The organism is Candidatus Cloacimonadota bacterium (genome assembly GCA_019429305.1).
GTDB lineage: Bacteria > Cloacimonadota > Cloacimonadia > Cloacimonadales > JAJBBL01 > JAHYIR01.
The window spans coordinates 1-10,012 of sequence record JAHYIR010000041.1 but is presented as its reverse complement, the minus strand read 5'-3'; the positions used below and the strand labels follow the sequence as shown (position 1 = coordinate 10,012).

Here is a 10,012-nt window from a genome sequence, read left to right as displayed (position 1 = left end):
TAATGCCGGGAGACAGTTTAACAATCGAGGCGGAACTAATAACCCCAATTGCCATGGAACAGGGCTTACGTTTTGCTATCCGTGAAGGTGGCAGAACTATCGGTGCCGGCGTTGTCGGTGATATTGTAGAATAAACACAAATGACACAGAGTGAAGTCTATATTACGAATGTCAACCCTTCGATACACTTCGACAGAAGAGTTGAGGCACTCAGGGTGACAGATGAAGTGAAATCTATGTTACAGAAAGATAGGAGCAGAGATGTCAACAAAAGAACTTAGTAAAATACGCATAAAACTTAAGGCGTACGATTATCGTCTCTTAGATAATTCCGTTGCCGAGATAGTAAAAAGTGCCCGAAACAGTGGTGCTAAGATAATAGGACCAATTCCTCTACCAACAGAAAAGACCGTGTATACAGTATTGCGTTCACCACATGTTGATAAGAAATCACAAGATCAGTTTGAAATGCGAGTGCATAAGAGAGTGATCGATATAATGAATCCAACACCACAAACTACCAATGCTCTAAAAAAATTGAGCTTACCGGCAGGAGTGCATGTTGAGATTAAGGTTTAGGGCGTAGGGCTAAGGGCAAAGAGCGTAGAGCTAAGGGTATAAGGAGAAAAAGAAATGATAGGGCTTATAGGCAAGAAGATCGGCATGACCCAGATCTTTAATGAAGAAGGCAAGGTGATCCCTGTAACGGTGTTAAAAGTTGGACCGTGCAAGGTTATCCAGCGCAAATCGAAAGAGAAAGAGGGTTATGATGGCATACAGCTTGGTTTTGAACCAATTGCTGAGAAAAAAGTCAATAAAGCAAGAACAGGTCACTTTAAGAGACATAATAGCGAATTCTTTCGATATATAAAAGAATTTAGATTGAAGGTATATCGTGATGTCGAAGAGGGAGAAGAGTTTGATGTTTCCATGTTCGTACCAAATGAATTGATCAAGATAACCGGCATTTCTAAAGGTAAAGGTTTTGCCGGTGTGATGAAAAGGCATAATTTCCGTGGTTTTGAATCAAGTCACGGTGTTCATGAATCGTTCCGGGGACCCGGTTCTATCGGACAATGTGCTACACCATCGAGAGTGATGAAAGGGAAAAAAATGGCAGGACATCTGGGGTCAGAGAAGGTGACTGTTGCGAATATACGAGTAGTTAATATTGATAAAGAGAATAACCTGTTGTTGGTAAAAGGCGCTATTCCCGGTCACCGTAATAGCATTGTTTTCCTGAGCAAGGAATTATAAGGGGGCTTTCTGATGTTAGAAGCAGTAAAATATTCCACAACCGGTGAAAAAATAGGGACCGTTCCTTTGAATGAAGCAATATTCAATGTTATTACAGATAACAAAGAAGCTTTGATCTACGAAATAGTAAACATGTATTTAGCAAACCAAAGACAAGGTACCTCTGCAGTTAAAGGTCGTTCTGAAGTGAAAGGGACAACAGCCAAAATGTATCGTCAGAAAGGAACAGGTAACGCCCGTGCCGGTTCACGCAGATCTCCGGTCAGAGTTGGGGGAGGCAGGGCTTTTGGACCGAAACCGAAAGATTGGTCAAAACCGATACCCAAAAAGAAGAAACGGCTCGCTCTGAAGATATGCTTAACAGAAAAAGCCAAAGATGGTCATATTATGATCATCGAAGATCTTAAATTCGATAACCCAAATACAAAACAGGCATTAGAGCTGTTGACAAAGATCATACCGGATAAAGGGAGAAAACTGCTCGTTATTGACGGTAGTGATCCAAATCTGGTCAGATCATTTGCCAATCTGCCAGGTATTGAAACGGACAGAGCCGATAGTATTTACCCCTATGAAATACTCAAAACCAAATACTTACTCTTCACAGAAACAGCTCTGAAAACTGTAGAGGGGGTATTTAGTAAATGAAACATATACGTGAAATAATTATATCTCCGATATTGACGGAGAAATCAGGTAATCAGCTCAGCCATAACAACTCCTATTCATTTAAGGTGAGCACAAGAGCCAATAAGATCGAGATCAAAAAAGCGATCGAGAAGATCTTTTCTGTGGTAGTGACTGATGTTAACACCATGCAAATGAGAGGCAAAATCAAGAGAATGGGTAGATTTGAAGGTAAACGTCCGGATTGGAAAAAAGCAATAGTTACTTTGAAAAAGGGCTACTCAATCCCTGATTTTGAGGTATAGAGAAAAATGAGTTGTGAGTTATGAGATACGAGTTAATAGAGAGGTAATATAATGGGTATAAAATCATATAAACCAATAACATCAACCATGAGGTTCAAAACCGGTTATACATTCGATGAGATAACAAAGAAAGAACCTGAAAAGTCACTCATCAGACCATTAAAAAGTAAAGCCGGAAGAAACAATCAAGGAAGGATCACCTGCCGACACAGAGGGGGTGGACATAAAAGACATTACAGGATCATTGATTTCAAAAGAAACAAGCATAATATCCCGGCTAAAGTCGCTGCCATTGAATATGATCCCAATCGTTCGGCAAGAATAGCTCTGCTTCATTATGTTGATGGAGAAAAGAGATATATTCTGGCACCCCTGGGTATCAAGGTGGGCAAGACAGTGATGTCTGGTCAGGAAGCAGCAATAGCGGTTGGCAATGCCATGCCTTTAGAGAGAATACCACTCGGTTCTATTGTTCATAATGTGGAATATAAACCGGGGAGAGGTGGCCAGATCGCCAGAAGCGCCGGTTCTTTTGCTCAGGTAGTGGCAAAAGAAGGGAATTACGTTCATGTAAAACTCCCCTCCAATGATATCTACCTGCTGAGAAAAGAGTGTCTGGCGACTATCGGACAAATGGGTAACACCGAACATAACCTGATCGTCTTCGGTAAAGCAGGGAGAAAGAGATGGCTGGGCATCAGATCAACCGTCAGAGGTGTAGCAATGAACCCGATAGACCATCCTATGGGTGGTGGCGAAGGTAAGAGCTCCGGTGGAAGACATCCCGTATCACCATGGGGTAAATTGGCTAAGGGTGGAAAGACCAGAAAGAAACGTAAACTATCCAACAGATACATCATAAAAGCGATGAAAAAGAAATAGGGTTGGAGGAAATAAATGGCTCGATCGATCAAAAAAGGACCTTTTATTGATGATCATTTGATGATCAAGGTTCAGAAACTGAATGAAGAGAATAAGAAAACCGTGATAAAGACATGGTCACGCAGATCTACCGTCACTCCGGATTTTATCGGACATACTTTTGCTGTTCATAACGGGAAAAAGTTCGTCCCGGTTTTTATTACCGAAAATATGGTAGGACACAAACTCGGTGAATTCTCTCCGACCCGGACATATCGGGGACATAAAGAAAAGAAGAAAAAAGAAAAAGGAAGATAAGTTAGCCAGGAGCTAAGGGCTATTGGCTCGGAGCTGAGAGCTAAAGTAAAATTTGAGTAAGGAGTAATAGATGGAAGCGACCGCCAGAGTAAGAAACTTGAGAGGTTCCGCAAGGAAGGCAAGGTTGATCTTGGATCTAATTAGAGGCAAGAATATTAATGATGCCCGAAAAATTCTGACATTTTCCCAGAAGAGATTTGCTGTGAAAGTTGAAAAATTGCTCAACTCAGCAATAGCAAGTGTTGCCGAGAAAGAGGGTAAAACAGAGCTCGATAGTTATTTTGTATCGAAAGCATTTGCCGATGACGGTCCGGTTATGAGACGTTATATGCCGAGAGCATTAGGGAGAGCAAATATTATTCGGAAAAGAACATGTCATATTACATTAGCCATAGCTCAAAAAGAAGAGGAGGCATAATTGGGACAGAAAATTAATCCGGTGTGTTTAAGACTCGGGATAAATAAGGATTTCGATTCAATCTGGTTTGCCAGCGGAAAAGAATATGTAGATAATTTCCATGAAGACCTAATGGTTAAAAAGTATCTTATTAGCAGATTAAAGAATGCCATGGTCTCAAAAATTGCCATATTCCGCAAAACGAACTCTATGTCTATTGATATTCATACTGCCCGACCAGGTCAGGTGATCGGACGTAAAGGTGCAGAGATCGAACAATTGCGTAATGAGTTGACAGTACTGATCAATAAAAACAGACATAATCCTTTAACAGTTTTTATCAATATTAATGAGATCAAGAAACCATGGCTTGATGCCAAACTGGTAGGACAAGAGATCTCCCGGCAACTAAGAGAAAGAGTATCTTTCCGTCGGGCTATGAAGTCAGCGATCAGATTTTCGATGAGAGAAGGGGCAGAAGGGATCAAGGTTCAGTGCTCCGGAAGATTGGGTGGTGCTGAAATGGCACGTACCGAGCGGTATCAGGAAGGAAGAACACCACTCCATACGCTGAGAGCTGATATTGATTATGCAATTACCGAGTGCTTTACAACTTATGGTGTTATCGGTATTAAAGTGTGGATCTATAAAGGTGATGTGCTGTAGAAGGGCGAAGAGCTGAGAGCTAAGAGTTTGAAAAATAATATTCAAGGGTGAAGGAGTAAACAATGTTAGCCCCGAAGAAAATAAAATATAGAAAACAACAACGTGGTAGAAGAAGCGGTTTAGCCAAAGGTGGTTTTGAGGTCTCATTTGGAGATTATGGGCTTATTGCTTTAGAACCGGGTTGGATTACCAGTAGACAAATAGAAGCTGCGCGTGTTGCGATAACACGACATATGAAAAGAATTGGCAGAGTTTGGATCAGGATCTTTCCGGATAAACCGGTAACCCAAAAACCTGCTGAGACAAGAATGGGAAAAGGAAAAGGTGCCCCTGAATATTGGGTAGCTGTGGTTAAACCGGGCAGGATCCTCTTTGAGATCCAAGGTGTAGATGTTAACATCGCTAAAGAAGCTATGAGATTAGCCAACCACAAATTGCCCATTCCAACAAAAATAGTAGCCAGAGAAGGGTTAGAATTATGAAGATGAGTGAAATAAGAGAGCTTACTGACGACGAATTAAAACAAAAAGTCGAGGATTTGCGGGAAGAGTTGTTTAATCTGAGATTTCAAAATGCCAGAAATCCCCTGGAAAATCCGCTTAAAATGAGATTCATCCGTAAGGACATTGCCAGAATACTAACGCTCTTAACTGAACGAAAGAATGAAAGAGGTTGAAATGACTGTAGCAAGAAAACAAACTAAGATCGGCAAAGTAGTTAGCGATAAAATGGATAAAACTATCGTTGTCAGAGTTGAAAGACAATTTATGCATCCACTATATAAAAAGACTGTTAGACAACATAAGAAGTTCAAAGCCCACGATGAGAATAACGAAGCAAAGATCGGTGACACAGTCCAGATCCATGAACACAGACCTTTCAGTAAAGATAAAAAGTGGATCCTTACCAGAATAATTGAAAAGAGTAAATAAGGAGAACGGAAATGATCCAGGTAGAGACAATCTTGAAGATAGCCGACAATTCCGGAGCAAAAAGAGCACAGTGTATTAAGGTCTTGGGTGGAACAAGACGTAAGTATGCCTCAGTTGGAGACGTTATAGTAGTCGCAGTTAAAGCGATCACACCACAAGGGAAGATCAAGAAAGGGGCTGTGGAACGAGCAGTAATAGTGAGAACCAGTAAAGAGGTCAGAAGAGCCGACGGTTCTTATATCCGTTTTGAAGACAATGCTGCCGTTATTATTGACGATCAGGGTGAACCGAAAGCTACCCGTATCTTCGGACCTGTAGCCAGAGAACTGAGAGAGAAACACTATACAAAGATCGTTTCTTTAGCACCGGAAGTTATCTAAGATGAGGAGATAAAGAGATGAGAAAATATATAAAGAAACAACCTAAAAAGATGAGGATCAAAAAGGGTGATCTTGTCGTCGTCATTAGTGGTCAAGATAAAGGAAAGAAAGGTCGAGTGCTTAAAGCATTCCCGTCAAACCAGAAAGTGATTATCGAGAAAGTTAACTTTATCAAGAAACATGCCCGTCCGACTCAACAAAATCAGAAGGGTGGGATCATTGAGAAAGAAGCTCCCATACATGTTTCAAATGTCCAATTATTCAATGAAAAGATTGGTGAAAAAACTAAACCTGTCTTTAAGAAAGTTGGAGACAGCAGAGTCAGGGTCTGTAAGAAGACCGGCGATGAGATTTAATGAGGTTACACGATGAATAGATTAAAAGAGAAATACAGAAAAGAGGTAGTTCCCGCTTTGATGAAGAAATTCGGCTATAAGAACGTTCATCAAGTACCCAGACCGGATAAGATTTCGGTCAATATGGGTGTCGGAAAAGCTACTCAAAACAAAGCATTACTGGATAATTCCGTTAAAGATTTAGAAAGGATAACCGGCAGAAAACCGATTATCACCAAAGCCAAGAAATCAATATCAAATTTCAAACTGAGACAAGGGATGCCGATTGGTTGCAAGGTTACTCTGAGAGATGAGGTGATGTATGAGTTCCTCGATCGGCTCATTAATATTACCATACCTCGCATTCGTGACTTTAAAGGTGTTTCACTCAATTCTTTTGATGGAAGAGGCAGCTATACATTCGGAATAAAAGAACAGACAGTGTTTCCGGAGATCGATCTGGAAAAGACAGATATGATCAGAGGATTAAATATCACTATCAATACAACTGCAAAAAATGACGAAGAGGGTCGCGAACTGCTGAAAGAACTTGGACTCCCCTTCCAGAAAACGAGTGAATAGCTCTAAAGATGATTGATTAAGAGCAGGAGTAAATATGGCAAAAAAATCGTTAGTAGAAAAACAGAAGAGAGAACCCAAATTCAAGGTCAGAAAATATAACCGCTGTCGTCTTTGTGGAAGACCGAGAGCATTTATACGTGACTTTGGATTATGTAGACTCTGTTTCAGAAAGCTTGTATCCGAAGGGCAGATCCCCGGAATAATAAAATCAAGCTGGTAATTTTTTAGGAGGAAAATAATGAGTTTATCTGATCCGATAGCTGATGCATTAACGAAAATCCGTAATGCATATCGTACTGGACATAAAGAGGTTACTGTCAATCACAGTAACATTGTTGAAGCCATAGTTAGGGTTCTGTCCGAGGAGAATTTTATTAATAGTTATGAAATAATCGAGATTGCAACGCCAAAAGGTAATACACGCAAAGGTATTGCGATCAATCTTCGATATTCAAATAACGGTCAATCTGTCATTAAAGGACTGCAAAGGGTAAGTAAACCCGGACGTCGGGTTTATGTTAAGGCAGATGACATTCCACGTGTTTATAATAACATCGGCTGTGCCATACTTTCCACCAATACAGGAGTATTAGTTGATCGTTTAGCACGAGAAAAGAGAGTCGGTGGTGAATATATTTGTAAGGTTTGGTAGGATTGAGGAGGAATTATGTCAAGAATAGGTAAAAACCCCATTGCAATCCCCCAAGATGTAACGATAGCAACCAAGAAAAAAAATGAACTCTTGATTCTGACAGTTAAAGGTAAATTGGGTGAACTAAATTATACCTTGAATAAAGGTATTACTGTCGTACAGGAAGATAATAACCTGAAAATCCTCAGAAGTGATGACTCCAGAGATCAAAAAGCTCTGCATGGCCTTTCGAGGGCGCTCATCTTCAATATGATCGAAGGTGTCAATAATGGCTATGAGAAGATTCTGGAAGTTATAGGTACAGGATACAGTGCAGATAGGGTAGGACCTTGGTTAAAACTGATATTGGGTTATTCTCATGATATACTCATCGAAGTACCCGAAGATCTTACTGTTGAAACAGAGTCTGTTCCAAGAGGTAAAGGTGGACGTACAGGTGTACAATTCCTGATTAAGGTTAAGGGTATCTCAAAAGAAGATGTGGGCAAGTTTGCTGCCGAAGTAAGACGTTGTCGCCCACCCGAGAACTATAAAGGCAAGGGTATCAGATATCAGGGTGAATATGTACGTATCAAAGCCGGTAAAGCAGGCGCTAAATAATTTTCTGGAGAACTGAAAATGTTGAAAGATAAGAATATAAAGAAGAAATTAGCTAAGAGTAGAAGACATTGGGCTATTAGAAAGAGATTGTCCGGCACCAAGGAGAGGCCAAGATTGGTCATCTTCCGCAGCTTAAAGCATATTTATGCCCAGATTGTAGATGATACCGCAGGTAAAACCTATGCTGCCGCCTCTACTCTTTCCAAAGAACTGCAATTAGATCCCAAGATGAAGAAAACTGAAAAGAGCTTCAAAGTGGGTGAATTGTTAGGTGAAAAAGCACTATCAAACGGGATATCTAAAATCTGTTTTGATCGTGCAGGTTATAAATATCACGGTAGAGTTAAAGCTTTAGCAGAAGGTGCTCGTAAAGCCGGGTTAATCTTCTAAGAACGGAGGAGAATTTTGATAAAGAACGAAAGAACTGAAGTATTGGAATTTGAAGTCGAAAAGATTGTAGATACTAATCGAGTTGCCAAGGTAGTTAAAGGTGGTCGTAACTTTAGCTTTAATGCAATAGTAGTTGTCGGAGACAAGAAGGGTTTTGTTGGGGTAGGAACCGGCAAAGCAAATGAAATTGTCGATGCTATTCGTAAAGCCAAAGAGAAAGCAACTAAAAGTTTATTCAGAGTTCCAATAGTACATGGCACAATTCCTCATGAGATAATCGGACGCTTCGGAGCCAGCAGGATCTTATTGAAACCAGCAAGTCCCGGTACCGGTATTATTGCCGGTGGACCTGCCAGAGCCATATTGGAAGCTGCTGGCATAGAGAACATTCTCTCAAAATCTTTGGGCTCTAATACAGTGAGCAATGTAGTTAAAGCTACAGTTGATGGATTGCAAAATCTCAGGACTATTGCCCAGGCAGCAGCGCTTAGAGGTAAGAAAATACACGAATTAACAGGACAGAAACCTTTAGAAGTGAAAGAAGAGGTTAATGATGAACAAGATTAAAGTAACTCAAGTTAGAAGTATTATCGGTAGAGATGAGACTCAAAAGAGAACTATTCAAGCTCTTGGTTTAGGCAAGATTAATCGTTCGCGTGTTCATAATGACACTCCGGCAATTCGCGGCATGATCAATAAGGTCAGGCATCTGGTCATGGTTGAGGAAATTATTCCTGAGACAGTCAAGAAAGAAGAAAAGCAACAAGCGGTTAAAGCTGAAGTAACTGAAAAAGCTGCCGAAACCAAGAAACCTAAGGTTACTAAAGCTGTGAAAGAAACCGAGACACCTGAAGAAGACAAAAAGCCCGAAAAGAAAACAGCGAAGCAAGAAGAAACCGCGATAGAAGAAGATAAAGAAGTTGTAAAGCAGCCGCCTAAAAAGAAAACAACCGAGGAAGAGACAACAGAGACAGATTCAAACAAAGAGGAATAAGACAAAAATAGTGAAAGAGGAGAAAATAGATGTTACTCCATAGCATAAAAAGACCGACAATTAAGAAAGGAAAAAAGAGATTAGGCAAAGGTGAGGGTTCCGGAACAGGAAAACAAGCCGGCAAAGGACACAAAGGACAGAAATCGAGAGCCGGTGGTAATATTCCTGCTTGGTTTGAAGGTGGACAAATGCCTATTCAAAGAAGACTACCCAAAAGAGGTTTCAAGAATTTCAACAGGCAAGAGTATCGCATTGTTAACTTAAATTCTTTAGTTGTGATCGAAGAGAATGAGATTGATGTTGCTTTAATGGAGACCAAGGGGTTGATAAAGAGATGCACATCAAAGAGGTACATCCCTGTAAAGATACTGGCAAACCTTGATTCGGAATTTAGTAAAAAGATGACTATTAAGGCAAATGCCTTTTCTAAGAAGGCAAAAGAGATAATTGAAGCTAATGGTGGAAAAGCGGAGGTGATGTAACTTGTTCGAGAGCATAACTAATATTTTTAAGATTCCCGATCTGAAAAAGAAGATCCTGATAACCGGATTATTGTTGATACTCTATCGTTTGGGGAGCTTTATACCAACACCGGGTGTCGATGCATCTGTGCTTCAGGAGATATTCAGTGCACCCGGAAGTGATAGAACACTTTTTGGTATGTTTGACATGTTTGTTGGTGGAAATTTTGAGCGTGCTTCCGTTTTTGCTTTAGG

At 40.4% G+C, this 10,012-nt stretch carries 23 protein-coding genes; all 23 read left to right on the top strand.

All coding sequences use genetic code 11. From position 1 onward, the window contains the following. The coding region (tuf, locus tag K0B81_09490; protein ID MBW6516825.1) for an elongation factor Tu at nt 1–134 on the top strand (134 nt) is incomplete at its 5' end. A gap of 127 nt (nt 135–261) precedes the next feature. Then, a complete protein-coding gene (gene rpsJ / locus K0B81_09485) occupies nt 262–579 on the top strand; it encodes a 30S ribosomal protein S10 (protein ID MBW6516824.1) in 318 nt (105 codons plus the stop codon). Nucleotides 580–633: 54 nt separating this feature from the next. Next, on the top strand, nt 634–1,257 hold the full coding sequence (gene rplC / locus K0B81_09480; GenBank protein MBW6516823.1) for a 50S ribosomal protein L3: 624 nt from the start codon (nt 634–636) through the stop codon (nt 1,255–1,257). Nucleotides 1,258–1,269: 12 nt separating this feature from the next. Then, nucleotides 1,270–1,905: a 50S ribosomal protein L4 gene (gene rplD / locus K0B81_09475; GenBank protein MBW6516822.1), complete on the top strand. Its 636-nt coding sequence runs from the start codon at nt 1,270–1,272 to the stop codon at nt 1,903–1,905. Further along, nucleotides 1,902–2,189 carry a 50S ribosomal protein L23 gene (gene rplW / locus K0B81_09470; protein MBW6516821.1) on the top strand — a complete coding sequence of 96 codons (288 nt, stop codon included), beginning with the start codon at nt 1,902–1,904 and terminating at the stop codon, nt 2,187–2,189. The genes rplD and rplW overlap by 4 nt, the downstream gene beginning before the upstream one ends. A gap of 51 nt (nt 2,190–2,240) precedes the next feature. Next, nucleotides 2,241–3,071, top strand: a complete 831-nt coding sequence (gene rplB, locus K0B81_09465; GenBank protein MBW6516820.1) for a 50S ribosomal protein L2 — start codon at nt 2,241–2,243, stop codon at nt 3,069–3,071. 15 nt (nt 3,072–3,086) lie between these two features. Further along, entirely contained in the window at nt 3,087–3,368 is a 282-nt protein-coding gene (gene rpsS, locus K0B81_09460) for a 30S ribosomal protein S19 (GenBank protein MBW6516819.1), read from the top strand. Between the two features lie 70 nt (nt 3,369–3,438). Beyond that, nucleotides 3,439–3,786, top strand: a complete 348-nt coding sequence (gene rplV, locus K0B81_09455) for a 50S ribosomal protein L22 (protein ID MBW6516818.1) — start codon at nt 3,439–3,441, stop codon at nt 3,784–3,786. Next, entirely contained in the window at nt 3,787–4,431 is a 645-nt protein-coding gene (rpsC, locus tag K0B81_09450) for a 30S ribosomal protein S3 (protein MBW6516817.1), read from the top strand. Between the two features lie 62 nt (nt 4,432–4,493). Further along, nucleotides 4,494–4,913, top strand: a complete 420-nt coding sequence (gene rplP / locus K0B81_09445) for a 50S ribosomal protein L16 (protein MBW6516816.1) — start codon at nt 4,494–4,496, stop codon at nt 4,911–4,913. Then, on the top strand, nt 4,910–5,107 hold the full coding sequence (gene rpmC, locus K0B81_09440; GenBank protein ID MBW6516815.1) for a 50S ribosomal protein L29: 198 nt from the start codon (nt 4,910–4,912) through the stop codon (nt 5,105–5,107). The genes rplP and rpmC overlap by 4 nt, the downstream gene beginning before the upstream one ends. Beyond that, on the top strand, nt 5,094–5,363 hold the full coding sequence (gene rpsQ / locus K0B81_09435; protein ID MBW6516814.1) for a 30S ribosomal protein S17: 270 nt from the start codon (nt 5,094–5,096) through the stop codon (nt 5,361–5,363). Before rpmC ends, rpsQ begins: the two co-directional genes overlap by 14 nt. Nucleotides 5,364–5,374: 11 nt before the next feature. Continuing rightward, on the top strand, nt 5,375–5,743 hold the full coding sequence (gene rplN / locus K0B81_09430) for a 50S ribosomal protein L14 (protein MBW6516813.1): 369 nt from the start codon (nt 5,375–5,377) through the stop codon (nt 5,741–5,743). 50 nt (nt 5,744–5,793) lie between these two features. Continuing rightward, a complete protein-coding gene (gene rplX / locus K0B81_09425) occupies nt 5,794–6,099 on the top strand; it encodes a 50S ribosomal protein L24 (protein MBW6516812.1) in 306 nt (101 codons plus the stop codon). A gap of 12 nt (nt 6,100–6,111) precedes the next feature. Next, nucleotides 6,112–6,660, top strand: a complete 549-nt coding sequence (gene rplE, locus K0B81_09420; protein ID MBW6516811.1) for a 50S ribosomal protein L5 — start codon at nt 6,112–6,114, stop codon at nt 6,658–6,660. A gap of 34 nt (nt 6,661–6,694) precedes the next feature. Then, the gene (locus K0B81_09415; GenBank protein ID MBW6516810.1) at nt 6,695–6,880 is read left to right on the top strand and encodes a type Z 30S ribosomal protein S14; all 186 of its coding nucleotides are present in this window, start codon (nt 6,695–6,697) and stop codon (nt 6,878–6,880) included. An 18-nt stretch (nt 6,881–6,898) separates the two neighbouring features. Continuing rightward, on the top strand, nt 6,899–7,312 hold the full coding sequence (gene rpsH, locus K0B81_09410) for a 30S ribosomal protein S8 (GenBank protein MBW6516809.1): 414 nt from the start codon (nt 6,899–6,901) through the stop codon (nt 7,310–7,312). Nucleotides 7,313–7,327: 15 nt separating this feature from the next. Further along, nucleotides 7,328–7,912, top strand: coding sequence for a 50S ribosomal protein L6 (gene rplF, locus K0B81_09405; GenBank protein MBW6516808.1), 585 nt, complete (start codon nt 7,328–7,330; stop codon nt 7,910–7,912). An 18-nt stretch (nt 7,913–7,930) separates the two neighbouring features. Further along, nucleotides 7,931–8,302, top strand: coding sequence for a 50S ribosomal protein L18 (gene rplR, locus K0B81_09400; protein ID MBW6516807.1), 372 nt, complete (start codon nt 7,931–7,933; stop codon nt 8,300–8,302). A gap of 18 nt (nt 8,303–8,320) precedes the next feature. Then, a complete protein-coding gene (gene rpsE, locus K0B81_09395) occupies nt 8,321–8,869 on the top strand; it encodes a 30S ribosomal protein S5 (GenBank protein MBW6516806.1) in 549 nt (182 codons plus the stop codon). Then, the gene (rpmD, locus tag K0B81_09390; GenBank protein ID MBW6516805.1) at nt 8,853–9,296 is read left to right on the top strand and encodes a 50S ribosomal protein L30; all 444 of its coding nucleotides are present in this window, start codon (nt 8,853–8,855) and stop codon (nt 9,294–9,296) included. Before rpsE ends, rpmD begins: the two co-directional genes overlap by 17 nt. A 29-nt stretch (nt 9,297–9,325) precedes the next feature. Next, nucleotides 9,326–9,778, top strand: coding sequence for a 50S ribosomal protein L15 (gene rplO, locus K0B81_09385; GenBank protein ID MBW6516804.1), 453 nt, complete (start codon nt 9,326–9,328; stop codon nt 9,776–9,778). Between the two features lies 1 nt (nt 9,779). Then, nucleotides 9,780–10,012, top strand: a 233-nt coding sequence (locus K0B81_09380; protein MBW6516803.1) for a preprotein translocase subunit SecY, incomplete at its 3' end; no start/stop codon positions are given.